This window comes from Streptomyces sp. MST-110588 (genome assembly GCF_022695595.1).
GTDB lineage: Bacteria > Actinomycetota > Actinomycetes > Streptomycetales > Streptomycetaceae > Streptomyces.
This window is the reverse complement of the sequence record NZ_CP074380.1, coordinates 2559890-2577143: the sequence shown is the minus strand read 5'-3', so window position 1 is coordinate 2577143 and position 17254 is coordinate 2559890. Positions and strand designations below refer to the sequence as shown.

General features: G+C 70.9%; 11 protein-coding genes, 2 tRNA genes and 2 pseudogenes. 10 read left to right on the top strand and 5 right to left on the bottom strand.

What is annotated here, in order from left to right; all coding sequences use genetic code 11:
• Window positions 1–20: 20 nt before the first annotated feature.
• Entirely contained in the window at window positions 21–1169 is a 1149-nt protein-coding gene (locus KGS77_RS11220) for a ThiF family adenylyltransferase (protein ID WP_242580672.1), read from the bottom strand.
• Window positions 1170–1440: 271 nt separating this feature from the next.
• Between KGS77_RS11220 and KGS77_RS11215 the strand changes: the two genes are divergently transcribed.
• The gene (locus tag KGS77_RS11215) at window positions 1441–2067 is read left to right on the top strand and encodes a M48 family metallopeptidase (RefSeq protein WP_242580671.1); all 627 of its coding nucleotides are present in this window, start codon (window positions 1441–1443) and stop codon (window positions 2065–2067) included.
• A 101-nt stretch (window positions 2068–2168) separates the two neighbouring features.
• On the opposite strand, the gene KGS77_RS11210 is transcribed toward KGS77_RS11215, so the two are convergent.
• Together KGS77_RS11210 and KGS77_RS11205 are read right to left on the bottom strand one after the other, a co-directional pair.
• The gene (locus tag KGS77_RS11210) at window positions 2169–2723 is read right to left on the bottom strand and encodes an NUDIX hydrolase (RefSeq protein WP_242580670.1); all 555 of its coding nucleotides are present in this window, start codon (window positions 2721–2723) and stop codon (window positions 2169–2171) included.
• Window positions 2720–4231, bottom strand: coding sequence for a zinc-dependent metalloprotease (locus tag KGS77_RS11205; RefSeq protein WP_242580669.1), 1512 nt, complete (start codon window positions 4229–4231; stop codon window positions 2720–2722). Before KGS77_RS11205 ends, KGS77_RS11210 begins: the two co-directional genes overlap by 4 nt.
• A gap of 191 nt (window positions 4232–4422) precedes the next feature.
• Here KGS77_RS11205 and KGS77_RS11200 point away from each other — a divergent pair, with 191 nt between their 5' ends.
• The 4 genes from KGS77_RS11200 (at window position 4423) to KGS77_RS11185 (ending at window position 8361) form a co-directional block, all read left to right on the top strand.
• The gene (locus tag KGS77_RS11200; protein WP_242580668.1) at window positions 4423–5574 is read left to right on the top strand and encodes an SDR family oxidoreductase; all 1152 of its coding nucleotides are present in this window, start codon (window positions 4423–4425) and stop codon (window positions 5572–5574) included.
• A gap of 451 nt (window positions 5575–6025) precedes the next feature.
• On the top strand, window positions 6026–6538 hold the full coding sequence (locus KGS77_RS11195) for a molybdenum cofactor biosynthesis protein MoaE (RefSeq protein ID WP_242580667.1): 513 nt from the start codon (window positions 6026–6028) through the stop codon (window positions 6536–6538).
• A 427-nt stretch (window positions 6539–6965) separates the two neighbouring features.
• Window positions 6966–7136 (top strand): hypothetical protein, encoded by a 171-nt coding sequence (locus tag KGS77_RS11190; protein ID WP_242580666.1) that lies wholly within the window; start codon window positions 6966–6968, stop codon window positions 7134–7136.
• Between the two features lie 127 nt (window positions 7137–7263).
• A complete protein-coding gene (locus tag KGS77_RS11185) occupies window positions 7264–8361 on the top strand; it encodes a PDZ domain-containing protein (RefSeq protein ID WP_242580665.1) in 1098 nt (365 codons plus the stop codon).
• Window positions 8362–8430: 69 nt separating this feature from the next.
• On the opposite strand, the pseudogene KGS77_RS11180 reads toward KGS77_RS11185, so the two are convergent.
• A pseudogene (locus tag KGS77_RS11180) lies at window positions 8431–8987 on the bottom strand (PPA1309 family protein).
• 214 nt (window positions 8988–9201) lie between these two features.
• Here KGS77_RS11180 and KGS77_RS11175 point away from each other — a divergent pair.
• From KGS77_RS11175 to KGS77_RS11160, 4 genes and pseudogenes are all read left to right on the top strand, one after another.
• Window positions 9202–12161: pseudogene (locus tag KGS77_RS11175) on the top strand (UPF0182 family protein).
• A 144-nt stretch (window positions 12162–12305) separates the two neighbouring features.
• Window positions 12306–12379, top strand: a tRNA-Met gene (locus KGS77_RS11170).
• A gap of 229 nt (window positions 12380–12608) precedes the next feature.
• A complete protein-coding gene (locus KGS77_RS11165) occupies window positions 12609–14513 on the top strand; it encodes a tetratricopeptide repeat protein (protein WP_242580663.1) in 1905 nt (634 codons plus the stop codon).
• Window positions 14514–14649: 136 nt separating this feature from the next.
• Window positions 14650–14723: transfer RNA gene (locus KGS77_RS11160), tRNA-Met, on the top strand.
• 275 nt (window positions 14724–14998) lie between these two features.
• Here KGS77_RS11160 and KGS77_RS11155 read toward each other — a convergent pair.
• Window positions 14999–15415, bottom strand: a complete 417-nt coding sequence (locus tag KGS77_RS11155; protein ID WP_242580661.1) for a Fur family transcriptional regulator — start codon at window positions 15413–15415, stop codon at window positions 14999–15001.
• A 157-nt stretch (window positions 15416–15572) separates the two neighbouring features.
• On the opposite strand from KGS77_RS11155, the gene KGS77_RS11150 reads away from it, so the two are divergent.
• Window positions 15573–17036, top strand: a complete 1464-nt coding sequence (locus KGS77_RS11150; RefSeq protein ID WP_242580659.1) for a catalase — start codon at window positions 15573–15575, stop codon at window positions 17034–17036.
• Window positions 17037–17254: the final 218 nt, after the last annotated feature.

Here is a 17254-nt window from a genome sequence, read left to right as displayed (position 1 = left end):
CACACTGTCCCCTGCCGGGGTTACTCCGACATTGTTGCGTGTCGTGCGCCAGGATCCGAGGAGTGCCCTGCCCCGGCCGGTACGGCGGCGCCGCAATCGCACTCCGGGTGCGGCACGATTCCGGTCGTTTCCCACCCCGCGCAGGGCAGCGCCCATTCCATGCGCGCACCGGTGCAGGGTGGCAACCGGCCGTCGAGAAACGCCAGGGCCTGTGTGGCAGCGAGCCCTGCCACCATGGTGGCCAGTGCGGCGTCGCAGGCCGGGACCGCCGGTGAGCGGCGGCCCGAGCGCCACTGGGCCAGCAGCCGCGGCCAGGCCGGCTCCTGGTCCGTACGGCGCAGTTCGTGACAGCGGGCGCAGGAGGAGCTGCCCGGCAGCACCAGCGGGCCCACCACGCCCGTCCCCTCGACCACCCCCGCGTACAGATGCGGGATGCCGGCCGTCAGCAGGGGCTCGGACAGGACTGGGTCGGGAGCGTAGGCCGCGAGTCCGTCGCGCGGTGCGAGCACCACGAGTGCCAGCCCCGGTTCGCCCGGTTCGCCGGGCGGCCCGGGGGGTCCGGACTGGGGGCGGGGCCTGCGGGTCCAGGGGGAGGAGTGCTGGACGAGCCGCCGGGCGGCGGTGTCCCGGCGCTCCCCGATCCGCTCGGCCCGTACCCCCGCAGGGTGTACGTCCCACGGTTCGACCCGGCCGCCGTCCAGCACCTCCACTTGGCCCACGCCCGCCGCCGACAGCAGGGCCGCGACCGCGGCACCCACCCGCCCCGCGCCCCGTACCCGTGCCCGTACGGAGCGGCGCGCGCCCACCCGGTCCAGTCCGCCCGCCGCCTCCGGGTGCTGAACGGAGAGGGAGGCCAGGTCCGGGCGGAGCCGGCCGAAGGCCGCGTCGTCCGCGCGCACCTCCTCGGCCGCCGTCCCGCCGGCCGCGGGCGCGTCCAGCAGTCCCGCCCGGCCCAGCCGCTCCACCACGCCCCGCGCGTGGTCGGCCGTCAGCCCCATCGCCTCGGCGGCCCGGGCCAACTGCGGCACGGTGCGCGTGCCGTCGATCAGTTCCAGGAAACTTCCGGTGGCGGTGTCCAGCGGACCCACCACCACCGCGTGCGCCGGGGCCACCCCGAACCGCACCGTCTCCCTGTCCCGCCACCCGCGCCGCAGCGCCGGCTTGAGCATCGGATGCATGGCACCCGCCCCCCGTCGTCTCCGTACCACCCCGTGCGCCGGTTCCCGTCCCCGCGCTTGCAATGACGCCGGACCGTCTCCCGCGGCGGGCCCGCGCTTCCGGCGTCCGGGAATCAGCATGCCCGGCACGGCAAACAGCCGCCGAAAGTTATCCACAGGGGGCCGCATTAGTCGTACGAGTCATCCACGCCATGGAGTGTTTCGATCACGGGAACTGTTCGACGGGCGGACTTCGCCTACTGACAGCGGGTAACGTCGGGGCGTGCCCGCCGACCCTTCTCCTCGCTTCGCGGGGGAGACTCCCTTGCACCGTGCCGCAGACACACAGCACAGGAACGCCCCGCCGCCGCAGAACCGCGGCTCCGGGACGAGCGCGGTCGAGGTGCGCAGAAGCTCACGGCGCCGCCGTACCGTCTCGGCCTACCGCGAGGGCGACCGGACCGTCGTCCTGATCCCGGCCCGGATGTCCGAGGCCGAGGAGCGCCGCTGGGTGACGGTGATGCTGGACAAACTGGCAGCCCAGGAAAGCAAGCGCATGCTGGGCGACGCCGAGTTGGCCGACCGCGCCGAGCGCCTGTCCGACCAGTTCCTGGACGGCCGCGCCCGGCCGGCGACGGTGCGCTGGGTCACCAACCAGAACACCCGTTGGGGTTCGTGCACGCCGGCCGAGGGCAGCATCCGGCTCTCGCACCGCCTTCAGGGCATGCCGGAATACGTCATCGACTATGTGCTGCTGCACGAACTCGCGCACCTTCTCGTCCCCGGTCACGGCGCGCGGTTCTGGCAGTTGCTGGAGGCCTACCCCCGTACGGAACGGGCGCGCGGCTACCTCGAAGGGGTGGTGGCCGCCGAGCGGCTGCCCCACCTGCCCGCCGCCCGGAGTGGGTGAGCGGGAAGCGGGGAGGCGGGGCAGGGAGCCGTGAAGTAAGGCGAGCGGTCCGTGCGGGCCCTGCATGAGTACGGTCCCTGCATGAGCGCCCCGTCCGGGTCCTACAGCAGGGCCCGGGCCCGTTCCACCAGGCGTACCACCGACGCGTCGGCGACATCCGCGACCTCGTCGTACGCGAACCACCGCAAATCCAGCGATTCATCGCTGATCGCCGCCGTGGCCCCTTCGGGAGCCAGGGCCACGTACTGGACGTCCAAATGCCAGGCGCACGGTGTCAGATGGCGGTCCAGGCGGGCCGGGCCGCCCGGCAGCAGCGTCAGACCGGCCGGGGTGACGCCTTCGCCGGTGCCCGTGATCCCGGACTCCTCACGCGCCTCGCGCAGCGCCGCGTCGGCCAGCGAGGCGTCCACCGGCTCGCAGTGCCCGCCCATCTGCAGCCACATCTTCAGCTTGCGGTGCAAGGTGAGCAGCACCCGCTCGCCGACCGGGTCGATCACCAGCGCGCTGGCGGTGACGTGCCCGTCCGCGCACGCCTTCCACATGCCGTCCGGGTGGGCGGCGAGATGGTCCAGGTAGGACAGCCGCAGCCGTTCCTGGTCGGGCGAGGGCGCGGGCCACTCCTTGAGGACCCGCGCCGCGTCGTCGTGAAGGCTCACTTCTCGCCGTCGTCCTCGCCGTCGGACTTCTCCGGCCGCCGCTCCCGCGCGTCCTTGGAAGAACCCTGCGACGGTCCGCCCTTCTCCGACGGCCCGTCCTTCTTCGACAGGTCCGGGCCATGGCTCCCGGCGGCCTCGCCCAGCATCTTGTCCAGCTCGGAGAAGTCCATCTGCTCGCGATGCACGAAACCGTCCGGATCGTCCAGGTCCTGGGCCGTCGGCAGCATGTCCGGGTGCTCCCACAGGCCGTCGCGGCCCTCCAGACCGCGGGCGTCCGTGAGGGAGGCCCACAGTCGCGAGGCGTCCCGCAGGCGGCGCGGACGCAGCTCCAGGCCGATCAGGGTGGCGAAGGTCTGCTCCGCGGGGCCACCGGTCGCCCGGCGGCGGCGCAGGGTCTCGCGCAGCGCGCCCGCCGACGGCAGGTGCGGTGCGGCTGCGGCGTGCACCACCGCGTCCACCCAGCCCTCGACCAGCGCCAGCGCGGTCTCCAGCCGGGCCAGCGCCGCCTTCTGCTCGGGGGTGTCCTCGGGCTGGAACATGCCCTGCTGGAGTGCGTTCTGCAGCTCCTCCGGGCGCTGCGGGTCGAGCTGCCCGACCACGTCCTCCAGCTTGGTGGTGTCCACCTTGATGCCGCGGGCGTAGCCCTCGACCGCGCCGAACAGGTGGGAGCGCAGCCACGGCACATGGGCGAACAGCCGCTGGTGGGCGGCCTCACGCAGCGCCAGGTAGAGCCGTACCTCGTCCTGAGGGATGCCCAGGCCCGAACCGAAGTTCGCGATGTTGCCCGGCAGCAGCGCGGCCTTCCCGGCCGGGCCCAGCGGCAGCCCGACGTCCGTGGAACCGACGACCTCGCCGGCTAGGACGCCCAGCGCCTGCCCGATCTGCGTGCCGAACATCGCGCCGCCCATGGAGCGCATCATGCCCAGCAGCGGGCCCGCCATGGCCTGCATCTCACCGGGCAGTACGTCCCCCATGGCCGCCCCGACGCGCTCGGCGACCGGGTCCACCAGGTCCTTCCACACCGGCAGGGTCTCCTCGACCCACTCGGCGCGGCTCCACGCCACGACCGTGCCGGCCCCGGAGGGCAGCGACGTCACGCCGTCCAGCCACAGGTCCGCCAGCCGTACGGCCTCCTCGACCGCCGCCCGCTCACCGGGCGCCACGCTCGCGTCCTTGGTGCCGTCCTGCGCGCCCTGCGCGACGGTCTGGCGCGCGATGTCCTTGGCCATGTCCCAGTTCACCGGCCCGCCCTCATAGGAGAGCATCTGGCCCAGCTTCTGGAAGGCGGCACCCAGGTCGCCCGGGTTCATCTGGCCGCCGGGGCCGCCGAGGGCACCCATGCCGCCGAAGAGTGCCGCGAACGGATTGTCCGCGCCACCGCTCCCGCCGCCGAACCCGAACGGGTCCGCGGGGCCCTGGCTACCTCCCTGGCCGCCCTTCTTCTTGCCGTTGTCGCCGTCCTCCGGCTCCTCCGGCGGAAGGCCGAATCCAAATGGGGTGTCACTCACGGGTTTCCTCGGCTCGTAGGGCCACCGGCTCGGGCCGGCGGCGGCTGCCCGACAACACCTTCCAGCCTAGACACCCGGGCCGCTTCGGGGCTCGGTGCTCCGCTGTCCTGGTGCCTGCGGCAGGATGGACGCCACCTGGTACGTACGCGTCAGCACGCGTGCGTACTAAAGACAACCGCTGGAGACGCCCGGTGAGTTCCCCAGATCCGACCGTTCGCGCAGCGCGAAACGCTGCGGCCAGGACCGAGAAACCCAGCAGTACGGTGATCGGCGCCCCCGGCAAGCCGCTGCGCCGGCCCGTCGTCGCGGTCACCGGCGCCGCGTCCGGGGTCGGCGCGCTGCTGACCCGTGCGCTGGCCGCATCCGACGAGATCAAGCAGGTCGTGGCCATCGACGAGCGGCGCGGGGAGGTGGCCGAGGCCCACTGGCACATCCTGGACGTACGGGACCCTGCCATCGCCGACAAGCTGCGCGGCGCCGACGTCGTGGTGCACCTCGCCCTCGACCTCGACCTGGAGACCGACGCCGAGGCCCGCACCGCGTACAACGTGCGCGGCACGCAGACGGTGCTCACCGCCGCCGCGGCGGCCGGTGTCCACCGGGTCGTCCTGTGCACCTCCGCCATGGTCTACGGGGCGCTGCCCGACAACGACGTCCCCCTGGCCGAGGACGCCGAGCTGCGCGCCACCGCCGACGCCACGGGGGTCGGCGACCTCCTGGAGATCGAGCACCTGGCGCGCCGTGCGCCGCGTGCCCACCCCGGGCTGAACGTGACCGTCGTCCGCCCCGCCGTCCTGGTGGGCGGCACGGACACCGCCCTGACCCGCTACTTCGAGTCGCCCCGCCTGCTGGTGGTCGCCGGGTCCCGCCCCACCTGGCAGTTCTGTCACGTCGAGGACCTGGTCAGCGCCCTGGAGTACGCGGCGCTGGAGAAGGTCGAGGGCGAGCTGGCGGTGGGCTGCGACGGCTGGCTGGAGCAGGAGGAGGTCGAGGAGCTGTCCGGTATCCGGCGGATGGAACTGCCCTCCTCGGTCGCGCTGGGCGCCGCCGCCCGGCTGCACCGCATCGGCCTGACGCCCTCGCCCGCCGGGGACCTGGCGTACACCATGCACCCGTGGGTGGTCAGCGGAAGCCGCCTCCACGAGGCGGGGTGGCGTCCCCGGTGGACGAACGAGGAGGTACTGGCCGAGCTGCTGGAGGAGGTCGCGGGGCGTCATACGGTCGCGGGCCGCCGTCTGGGCCGCAAGGACGCCACGGCCGCGGGGGCCGCCGGCGCCACCGTCGCCCTGCTGGGCACGGCCGCCCTGGTCCGCCGTGCCCGCAAGGCGCGGCGCCGCATCTGAGACATCGCAGACGTCTTATGTGGGACGCCGGGGGCTGAGGGGGCATAGGGGCGGCGGCGTCAGGCGGTGTCATGGGTGCCGCGCGGTGGCCGGGGGAGCGATACCTCGACGGGATCGCGGTGCTTCCTGACGGGGTCGCGGTGCTTCCTGGCGGGGTCGCGGGGCTTTCTGACGGGATCACCGGCTTCCTATGGAACCGCCGGGCTTTCCATGGAACCGCTGGGCCTCCCAGAGGACTGCCGGGCCTCTTACGGGACTGCCGGGCCTCCTATGAACCGCCGGGCCTTCCAGGGCTCGGGGCCGGCGCCCTCCCCAGGGCCCGGACCGACGCCCCGCCTGCCGCCACTGTGGTTTTCCCGGCTCTCACCAGCCACAAGAGCTTCATACGGCGGCTCATATGCTTGATGGAACAGCCATTCCCCTGGCGCCACCGGTGGGGCACGATGGGGGCATGTCCGGCACCAACATCACCCCGTCCCCCGATCGCGGCCCCCGGCCGACGGCTCCGGGAGCCGACCGCGGCCATCCCGGTGAGCGGGCTCACGAGAACCCCATACGCCTGCTGGCGATCCGTGACACCCCGTTGTCCGTGGACGAGGTCTTCGCGGCGGTGGGCGACGCCGCCGCGGGAGGCACGGCCCTGTTCGCCGGTACGGTTCGCTCGCACGACGGCGGCGCCGACGTGGCCGGACTCGGCTACTCCGCGCACCCGACCGCCGGGGCGGAGCTGCGCCGCGTGGCCGAGAAGGTGGCCGCCGACTTCCCGGTCCGCGCGCTGGCCGCCGTGCACCGCGTGGGGGACCTGGCGATCGGTGACCTGGCCGTCGTCGTCGCCGTCTCGTGCCCGCACCGGGCCGAGGCGTTCGCGGCGTGCCGGCGGCTGATCGACGACCTCAAGAGCGAGGTGCCGATCTGGAAGCACCAGAGGTTCTCCGACGGTACGGAGGAGTGGGTCGGCGTCTGAGGCGCACGGTTCCCGGCCGCGTACGGGGCCGGAGGGAGCCGGCCGGCCGGCTGAACCGGACGGAACCAGAGGGAATCCGTATATCTCGGGGAATTCGAGGGGCCTGATCGGATCAGAAGGGCTCGTGTGTGGGCAGACTTCCCCTGCTGACGGTGTTCACCGCGCCCGCAGGGGAGCGCGTCCGGAGCGTGCTCTTCGCAGTGCGCCTTGCGCGCCCCCTTCCGGGCGCCCCCATGCACACCCATTCCTCATATCTTCACTTCAACCTTTCCCCAGGACTTCAGCTCAGCGTCTACCGTCCGGCGCCTTCTTTGGGCCGTCCGAGTGCCTCCGGTTGCGTAACTCGGCCCCTGGCGTGAGCGTTGAGCTGTCAGATGGTTAATCTGCTTATCGGTCGTTGCGGTTGTAGAAGGGTCGGGAGGCCGCGGTGGGTGCGCTTCTCTGGTTGTTGATTCCGGTTCTCGCCGCGATCGCCGCCGTGTTGTGGAGCAGTTGGGCCACACGTAACCGCAGGACGGGAGACGTCGCGGAACTCGCCGGATATGCCCGGTTCCGTGAGGCGATGGAGAAAACCCACTCCGAATCCGACGCCGCCTGACTCCGCCTGTGACACACGCCTGGATCAAACGGTCGGATCGGCGGTATCCGGGCCCTGGAACCGGTGGCCGGCCCCGTACGGACGGCCCCGCGGGCTGTTTGTAGGACCCGTCCCGTACTGTCGTTCCATGCCACGCCGCACCGCGACGCTGCTCGCCTCGACCCTGATGCTGATCGCGCTGCTCTGCGCCGGAGTGCTGATTCCGGTGCCGTACTCCGAGATGTCCCCCGGACCCACCGTGAACACCCTCGGTGATCACGGCGGGGAACCGGTCCTGCAGATCACCGGTCACAAGACCTACCCGACCAGCGGCCATCTGAACATGACCACGGTCCGTGTCACCGGCCCGGACTACCGCATGAACCTCGTCGAAGCGGTCTACGGCTGGCTGGCGCACGACAACACGGTGGTGCCCCACCGGACCCTGTACCCCGAGGGGCAGACGTCCGAGCAGGCCGATCAGGAGAACGCCGAGGAATTCTCCCAGTCCCAGGAGAGCGCCAAGGTCGCCGCCATGAAGGAGCTGAAGATCCCGGTCGCCACGCAGACCGTCGTCGCCTCCGTCATGAAGGACAAGCCGGCCGACGGGAAGCTGCACGCCGGCGATGTGATCAAGGCTGTGGACGGTACAGCGGTCAAGGGCCGTGACGACGTCGCCAAGCTCGTCACCAAGCACAAGCCGGGACAGAAGGTCCGCTTCACGGTCATTCCCGTCAAGGAAGCGGCGGCGGCGGAGAAGAAGGGCAAGCGGCCCGAGGGTCCGGGGAAGGAGATCACCGTCCCCACCGAGAAGGCCCAGGACGGCCGGGCCATCGTCGGCATCCAGGCGGGCACCGACCACGTCTTCCCGTTCACCATCGACATCAAGCTGGCGGACATCGGTGGCCCCAGCGCCGGGCTGATGTTCGCCCTGGGTATCGTCGACAAGCTCACGCCGGACGACCTGACCGGCGGCCGGTTCGTGGCCGGTACGGGAACCATCGACGACCAGGGCAAGGTCGGCCCGATCGGCGGCATCGCGATGAAGATCGTCGCCGCGCGCGCCAAGGGGGCCGAGTACTTCCTCACTCCCAAGGACAACTGCGCGACCGCCGCCAAGGACACGCCCGAGGGTCTCCAGTTGATCAAGGTCGAGACCATCGACGACGCCATGAAGGCCCTGGCGCAGATCCGCAAGGGGGACACGTCCGGCCTGCCGGGCTGCGGCTCGGCGAACCGGTCGTAGGAGCTCCGCGGGGCCGGTAAAGGGGCGGGCAGGGCGTTCTGGGTTCAGAACCCGAACGCCCTGCTGCCGCTATTCGGTCTCGAACGTGGCGGCCAGCGCGTCCGCCAGGCCCGGAACGAGCGCCGAGCCCGTCAGGACCTCCGACGCGGAGTCCTTCTCGCGCAGCCGCAGCGCCGACTCGCGCGCCCCGTCCCGCAGCACGGCCACGGTCATCCGCACCTCCTGACGGTCCGGGTGCCCGGCCACCCACTTGGCGAGCTGTTCCTCATTCATGCCCGAGGGCACGGTGTCCTCGGCGGACGGCGGCAGCATCAGCCGTTCGACGGTCATCGCGCAGCCGGCCACGGCGTCCGGCCAGGCGATGGTGGCCAGGAACTCGTCCAGCGGGACGTCGGCGGGGATCTCGTCCTGCTCGACGGGGGTCAGGGAGGCGGTCGCGGAGTCGTCGATGCCGAGCTGCGCGGCCAGTGAAGGCTCCTGGGCACGCAGTTTCGCGGTGTCCACGAGGGCGAAGAGGCGGGCGGGCTGGTCCCAGCCGAGCCCGGAGGCGTACTCGTCGATTTCGAGTACGGCACGGGTCAGCGGGTCGGCGGCGAGGGGGTGCCGTCAGCGGGGAGGTTGCTCATGCTGAATATCGTGCCTTGTACATCCCGGAAAACGGGAACCGAGTAAAGCCTTAGTAAGTTGCAACAGTGGGTCCTACTATCGCCGGGCCTGCAACACACGACAGCGAACTTCGAGGTGCGCACCTTGGCTTTCCAGATGCCGGACCGCGGCGGAGGCCCCACAGGGCCACGGATCAGAACCGGCCGGCCGTCCCGGCGGATCAGGACCCTGCTGATGACACTGGGCGTGCTGGCCGTGCTGGCCATGCTCTTCGTCATGTTCGCGGGATTCTGGACCGACTGGCTCTGGTACCGCTCGGTCCAGTACTCCTCGGTCTTCACCACCACCCTGTGGACCAAGATCGGCCTGTTCGCCTTCTTCGGCGTGGCGATGGCCGTGGCCGTCGGCGTCAACGTCTGGCTGGCCCACCGGCTGCGTCCGCCGCTCAGCGCCATGTCCCTGGAGCAGCAGAGCCTGGACCGCTACCGGATGGGCATCGCGCCGTACAAGAAGTGGGCGCTGATCGCCGTCACCGCGCTGGTCGGCCTGATCGCCGGCGCCTCCGCCTCCGGGCAGTGGCGTACGTGGCTCCAATGGGTCAACGGCGTACCGTTCGGCCAGGAGGACCCGCAGTTCGGCAAGGACGTCTCCTTCTACGCCTTCGACCTGCCCTGGTACCGCTTCCTGCTGAGCTTCGGCTTCGCCTGTACGGTGCTGTGCCTGATCGCCGCGGCGCTCACCCACTACCTGTACGGCGGGCTGCGCGTGACGAGCCCGGGCTCGCGGGCGACCGCCGCCGCCACCGGGCACCTCTCGGTGCTGCTGGGCCTGTTCGTGTCCCTGAAGGCCATCGCGTACTGGCTCGACCGGTACGGCCTGGCGGTGAAGTCCAGCGGCCTGAAGTCGGCCGACGGCTGGACGGGCCTGCGCTATGTGGACGCCAACGCCTATCTGCCGGCGAAGACGATCCTGTTCTTCATCGCCGCGATCTGCGCGGTGCTGTTCTTCGCGACACTGTGGCGCCGTACGTGGCAGTTGCCCGTGATCGGCTTCGGGCTGATGGTGCTCTCCGCCGTCCTCATCGGGGGCCTGTACCCGGCGATCGTGCAAAAGTTCCAGGTCCAGCCGAACGAGCAGGCCAAGGAAGCGCCGTACATCAAGCAGAACATCAAGGCCACCCGCGACGCGTACGACATCGCCGACTCGGAAGTCAAGGGCTACAAGGGCGACTACAAGCCCGCCTCCAAGGAGGAGAGCGGGAAGCTGCGGGACAGCGCCGACAGCACCGCCAGCATCCGGCTGCTGGACCCGAACGTGGTCTCGCCGGCCTTCCAGCAACAGCAGCAGGCCAAGGGCTACTACCAGTTCCCCTCGACCCTGGACGTCGACCGCTACAAGGACAAGGACGGCAAGGAGCAGGACACCGTCATCGGTCTGCGTGAGCTGAACATCGCCGGTATCCCCGAGCGGAACTGGATCAACGACCACTTCAAGTACACCCACGGTTACGGTGCGGTGGCCGCCAGGGGCACCGAGGTCGCCGACGGCGGCGGTCCGAAGTACACCGAGAAGGACATGCCGGCCAAGGGCGAGCTGGTCGGCGACTACCAGCAGCGGATCTACTACGGCGAGAAGACCACGCAGTACTCGATCGTCGGCGGCCCCCAGAAGGAGCTGGACTACTCCGACGACAGCGGGGAGAAGAGCTACAGCTACTCCGGCAAGAGCGGGGTGAGCCTGTCCAACCCGATCAACCGGGCCGCGTACGCGGTGGCGTTCGGCGAGCCGCAGATCCTCTACTCCGGGGCGATCGGCGAGCACTCGCGGATCCTCTACAACCGCACGCCCAAGGAGCGCGTCGAGTCCGTCGCGCCGTGGCTGACCATCGACGGTGACGCCTACCCGGCGGTCGTCGACGGCCGCATCCAGTGGATCGTGGACGCGTACACGACCAGCAACGGCTACCCGTACGCCTCGCGTACGACGCTGGGGACACCACCGCCGACTCGCTCACCGACGGCCAGCGGGCCGTGGTCGCCCAGCAGAACCAGGTCAACTACATCCGCAACTCGGTCAAGGCCACGGTCGACGCGTACGACGGCTCGGTCAAGCTCTACCAGTGGGACACCAAGGACCCGGTCTTGAAGACCTGGATGAAGTCCTTCCCCGGCACGGTCGAGAAGAAGAGCGCCATCAGCAAGTCGCTGATGGAGCACCTGCGCTACCCGCAGGACCTCTTCAAGGTGCAGCGTCAGCTCCTGACGACGTACCACGTCACCGACCCCGGCACCTTCTACACCGGCAGTGAGCGCTGGCAGATTCCGAACGACCCGACGACCAAGTCGGGCAATTCGGTGCCGCCGTACTACCTGAGCATGAAGATGCCGGACCAGAAGAACCAGACGTTCGCGCTGACGACGACGTTCACGCCCAACAAGCGGGACAACCTCGGCGCTTTCATGGCCGTGGACGCGAACGCCACCAGTGACGACTACGGGCGGATCAGAATCCTCAAACTGCCCTCGCAGACGCCGGTCCCCGGACCGCAACTGGTGCAGTCCAAGTTCAACTCCGACCCGAGCATCGCCGACAAGCTGAACGTCCTGAAGAAACTGGGCGATTCGGAGATCGAGTACGGCAATCTGCTCACCGTCCCCCTGGACGGCGGCCTGCTGTACGTCGAGCCGGTCTATCTGCGCGGCGCCAACACCAACTACCCGCTGCTGAAGAAGGTCCTGGTCAGCTACGGCGACAGCAAGCCGGTGCTGGAGGACTCCCTCAAGGACGCGCTGGACGTGGTCTTCGGCAAGAAGGCGCCGAGCAAGGGCAACGAACCGCCGGGCGGTGGCAACACGGGGAACACGGGCGACACGGACCGGCCGACGCCCCCCGGTGACCAGACCTGGCAGAACGCCGTCGCCGATGCCGAGAAGGCGTACGAAGAAGGCGAGAAGGCGCGGAAGGAAGGCGACTGGGGCGGCTACGGCGAGGCCCAGAAGAAGCTCAAGGAGGCGCTGGACCGGGCCAACCAGGCCGCGAAGGAGGCGGCTGAGAAGGGCGGCCGGAAGGGCACCGGCAACAGCGCCGAGAAGAGTGCCGACAAGGGCGCCGGGAAGAATGCCGACAAGAGCGGCGACAGCGCCGGCAGGAGTGGTGAAAAAGAGGGCGAGAAGGGCGGCGGAGAGGGTGGCTGACACCCGAACGGCCCAGTGACCGCCCACTGATTCGGCCGCCGCTCCCGGTCACTTGCCGGAGCGGCGGCCGATGCCGTGTTCGAGTCCGTCGGCTGCTGTGTTCGGGGCCGTCCGGGGCGCCGTGGTACGGTGGAGACACAACGACGCGGGGTGGAGCAGCTCGGTAGCTCGCTGGGCTCATAACCCAGAGGTCGCAGGTTCAAATCCTGTCCCCGCTACTGAAGACGAAGGCCCGGATCCTCAAGGATCCGGGCCTTCGTCATGTGCGGATGCGCTGCCGGGGCGTTACCGATGTGCCATGGAAGTGCGGGGGAGCGGCCGGGTCCGGGTCGGGAAGTGGGCTCACTCGTGTTTGACTTGTCTCTGTGTCGGGAAGTCGACAAAACGCTGAAGTGACCTCACTGGCTGCGGTATACCAGGTGTACCCGGGTTACGGGTGGTGCAACGATGGCCCTCATGGGGGACAAGGCAAGGCTGTTGGAGACAGGTCGGTTGGTGCACGCGCCCGACGACGGGCGCGCATCCGAGATGCCGCTGGACGCGATGGACGCCGCGGAAGCCGCCGACACCTCCGACGCCGTGATCGAGTCCGAGTACCGGCGGGCCGCCGAGACCGGTGACACCGCCTCCATGAGCGCGCTGGGCGCGCTGCTGCTGCGCCGCGGCGACCTGGACAGTGCCGAACCGTACCTGCGCTCCGCCACCGCCGCCGGCGACCGGGCCGCCGCCAACAACCTGGGAGTCCTCCTCCACCAGCGCGGATACGCCGACGAGGCCGCCGACTGGTGGCGCATTGCGGCCGTCGCGGGCTCCGCCGCCGCCGCCCACGCCCTGGGCCGCCACTACCGCGAGCGGGGCGATGAGCCCGCCGCCGAGTACTGGCTGCGCCAGTCCGCCGAGTCCGGGCACTGCCTGGGCGCGTACGCCCTGGCCGACCTCCTGGAGCACCGCGGCGACGGCGACGCCGAACGCTGGTTCAGGGCCGCCGCCGAACGCGGCCACCGCGAAGCCGCGTACCGTCTCGCGCGCGCCCTGGACGTCCGCGGCACGCCCACGGAACGGGGCCTGCTGGACGAGCGGGGCGTACTGGACGAGCGGGGCGTGCTCGGGGAGAGCGCGGCGGCGACGGACACGGGCCGTTTCGCGGCCGGCCCGGAGCGCTCCCGGGCCGCCGAGGCCGAGCAGTGGTACCGCCAGGCCGCCGCCCGCGGCCACCGCCGGGCCGCCCTCCACCTGGGCACCCTCCTGGAGGAGCGGGGCGACACCCAGGAGGCGGGCCGCTGGTACCTGTGCGCGGCCAAGGGCGGCGAGGCGCGCGCGGCCTGCGCGCTGGGCTTCCTGCTGCGCGACGCGGGGGACGACGAGAGCGCCGCCGAGTGGTGGCGCCGGGCGGCCCAGGACGGTGACGGCAACGCCGCCAACGCGCTGGGCGCGCTGCACGCCGACCGCGGCGAGACCCAGACCGCCGAGCGCTGGTACCGCGCGGCCCTTGAGGCGGGGGACGTCAACGGCGCGTACAACATCGGCCTGCTCTGCGCCGAGCAGGGCCGGGCCGGGCTCGGCGAGCCGTGGTACCGCAAGGCCGCCTACGCAGGGCACCGCGAGGCCGCCAACGCGCTCGCCGTCCTGCTGCTCCAGCGCGGCGACTCCGCCGGCGCCGAGCCGTGGTTCTCCAAGGCGGCCGAGGCGGGCAGCGTGGACGCCGCCTTCAACCTCGGCATCCTCTACGCCGGGCGCGGTGAGGACCGTACGGCCCATCAGTGGTACGAGCGGGCCGCGGCGGCCGGACACACCGAGGCGGCGCTCCAGGTCGCCATCGTGCACCTGCGCGAGGGGGACCTGGCCGCGGCCGAGCGCCATCTGCGCTGCGCGGCGGACGGCGGCAGCGCCGAGGCGGCGTTCCGGCTGGCCGACCTCCTGGACCGCAGGGCGGGCGAGACGGGCGGCCGGGACGACAACGAGAGCACCCGGTGGTACGAGCGGGCCGCCCACCAGGGCCACCGGCGCGCCCAGGTGCGGGTCGGCATGTTCGCGGCGGCCCGGGGGGACGTGGTCGAGGCGGCGCAGTGGTACCGCGCGGCGGCCGAGGCCGGCAGCCGCAACGGCGCCTTCAACCTGGGGCTGCTGCTGGCCCGTGAGGGCAGTCTGCCCGAGGCGGCGCTGTGGTGGACCCGGGCCGCCGAGGCGGGCCACGGCCGCGCGGCCCTGCGGCTGGCGCTGCTCGCCGCCCGGCGCGGCGCACTGGCCGAGGGGCACCGCTGGTGCGCGCGGGCGGTGGAGTCCGGGCCGCCGGAGGTGGCGCAGCGGGCGGCGCGCCTTCTGGAGGCCCTTCAGGAGGAGCTGACCGCGTAGGGGCATGGGGAGGCAGGGAGAAGGTACGGGAGAGGCAGGGACGGTCGGCCGGCCGCTCGGCGCAGGTCCGTGGGCGGGCCGTGCGGCCGTGATTTGCGCTGGTCGGCGGCCGGAGGCTACAGTGGAGACACAACGACGCGGGGTGGAGCAGCTCGGTAGCTCGCTGGGCTCATAACCCAGAGGTCGCAGGTTCAAATCCTGTCCCCGCTACTGAAGGCGAAGGCCCGGATCCTCAAGGATCCGGGCCTTCGTCGTATGCGGAAGGGTCCGAGCGCCGTCCGGGCCCTCCAGGCTTCCCGGGCGAAGGGGCGTATCGGGCGCATCAGGTCGCGCGGCAGCGGCTGCGGCAGCGCGGGGCCGGGCGGGGGAGCAGGACGCGGCGACGCGTCGGGATCGGTCTGCTCGGTCCCGTCCAGGAGGAAGGTCCGTACGGAAACGGGACCGGCCGTTGACGTGGGCGGGCGCCGCCGGGCGGCCCCCGCCGGTCAGTCGGTGTTGCAGGTGGGGCAGATGCCGCGGTAGGTGACCGTCACCTCGGAGATGTGGAAGCCGTAGCGCTCCGGCTCCGGGAGTGAGGCCAGGGGGTCGCCGTGTACATGGACGTCCCGTATGGTGCCGCACCGCGAGCACACCAGGTGCTGGTGATCGTGGTGGGCGTTGGGGTCGTAACGTTTCGCCCGCCCGTCCGTGCTCACCTCGATCACCTCCCCGAGGGAGACCAGCTCGCCCAGGGTGTTGTAGACGGTGGCGCGGGAGATCTCCGGGAGCCGCTCCGCGGCCCGCGCGTGCACTTCGTCGGCGGTGTAGTGGACGTGGTCCCCGTTGAGGACCTCGGCGACGACGCGTCGCTGCGCGGTCAGCCGCCAGCCGCGTCCCCGGAGTCGTTCCAGCAGGTCACTCATGCCAATCACCTATCAGTCAGATATGCCCCAGGGTAGCAGTGGCTCGTCCATGACCGGATCGGGTACGAGTTTCGGGAACATCTTGACTTAGACAAAGTCCAATGTAGGATTCATAGCGGCGCAAGCCAAGGGCAGGCAGACGACTCAGGAGGCGCACGTGTCGGTACAGAGCACCACCGGACCGCTGACGACGGAGGCCGGGGCTCCGGTCGCGGACAACCAGAACAGCGAGACGGCCGGCGTCGGCGGCCCGGGTCTGATCCAGGACCAGCTCCTGATCGAGAAGCTCGCGCACTTCAACCGCGAGCGCATCCCGGAGCGCGTCGTCCACGCCCGTGGCGCCGGTGCGTACGGCACGTTCACGGTGACCGCCGACGTGACCAAGTACACCCGCGCGAAGTTCCTCTCCGAGGTCGGCAAGCAGACCGAGACGTTCCTGCGCTTCTCGACCGTGGCCGGCAACCTCGGCTCGGCGGACGCGGTGCGTGACCCGCGCGGCTTCGCGCTGAAGTTCTACACCGAAGAGGGCAACTACGACCTCGTCGGCAACAACACCCCGGTCTTCTTCATCAAGGACGCCATCAAGTTCCCCGACTTCATCCACACCCAGAAGCGCGACCCGTACACCGGCTCGCAGGAGGCGGACAACGTCTGGGACTTCTGGGGCCTGTCGCCGGAGGCCACCCACCAGGTGACCTGGCTGTTCGGTGACCGCGGCATCCCGGCGTCCTACCGCCACATGGACGGCTTCGGCTCGCACACCTTCCAGTGGAACAACGAGGCCGGCGAGGTCTTCTGGGTCAAGTACCACTTCAAGACCGACCAGGGCATCAAGAACCTCACCCAGGACGAGGCCAACAAGCTCGCCGGTGAGGACCCCGACAGCCACCAGCGGGACCTGCGCGAGGCCATCGAGCGCGGTGACTTCCCCACCTGGACCGTGTACGTGCAGATCATGCCGGCGGCCGAGGCGGCGAACTACCGCTTCAACCCGTTCGACCTGACCAAGGTCTGGCCGCACGCGGACTACCCGCTGGTCGAGATAGGCAAGCTGGAGCTCAACCGCAACCCGGAGAACGTCTTCGCCGAGGTCGAGCAGGCGATCTTCTCCCCGCACCACTTCGTGCCGGGCATCGGCCCCTCGCCCGACAAGATGCTCCAGGGCCGGCTGTTCGCGTACGCCGACGCCCACCGCTACCGCGTCGGCATCAACGCCGACCATCTGCCGGTGAACCGCCCGCACGCCACCGAGGCGCGCACCTACGGCCGGGACGGCTACATGTACGACGGCCGCCACGGCAGGGCCAAGAACTACGAGCCGAACAGCTTCGCCGGGCCGGCCGAGACCGGTAAGGCGCTGTGGCAGGCCTCCGCGGTGACCGGTTACACCGGCAACCACGAAGCGCCCTCGCACGCCGAGGACGACGACTTCGTGCAGGCCGGGAACCTCTACCGGCTGATGTCCGAGGACGAGAAGGAGCGCCTGATCGGGAACCTCGCGGGCTTCATAGCCAAGGTCTCCCGGGATGACATCGCGCAGCGCGCGATCGAGAACTTCCGCAAGGCGGACCCGGACTACGGCAAGCGGCTGGAAGCCGCTGTCCAGGCCCTGCGTGGCTGATCAGCGTTTGCCGTAAGACCGAAGAGGCCGGACGCCAAGGGGCTCCGGCCTCTTCGCGTACCCGGCCTCTTCGCGTACCCGGCCTCTTCGCGTACCCGGCCTCTTCGCGTACCCGGCCTCCCGGTGCGCCGGCCCTTTGCGGCGCCGGCTGCGCCGGGGGCGGCCGGACGGGCTCAGAGCGGTGTCGGGCTCAGAGCGGTGTCGGGCTCAGTCCGGTG

What these genes read in the sequence shown, in the direction of transcription:
- KGS77_RS11155 (WP_242580661.1), bottom strand. Translation starts at nt 15,415, where the DNA reads ATGAGTGACCTGCTGGAACGACTCCGGGGACGCGGCTGGCGGCTGACC.
- KGS77_RS11185 (WP_242580665.1), top strand. Translation starts at nt 7,264, where the DNA reads ATGCCACGCCGCACCGCGACGCTGCTCGCCTCGACCCTGATGCTGATC.
- KGS77_RS11195 (WP_242580667.1), top strand. Translation starts at nt 6,026, where the DNA reads ATGTCCGGCACCAACATCACCCCGTCCCCCGATCGCGGCCCCCGGCCG.
- KGS77_RS11165 (WP_242580663.1), top strand. Translation starts at nt 12,609, where the DNA reads ATGGCCCTCATGGGGGACAAGGCAAGGCTGTTGGAGACAGGTCGGTTG.
- KGS77_RS11220 (WP_242580672.1), bottom strand. Translation starts at nt 1,169, where the DNA reads ATGCTCAAGCCGGCGCTGCGGCGCGGGTGGCGGGACAGGGAGACGGTG.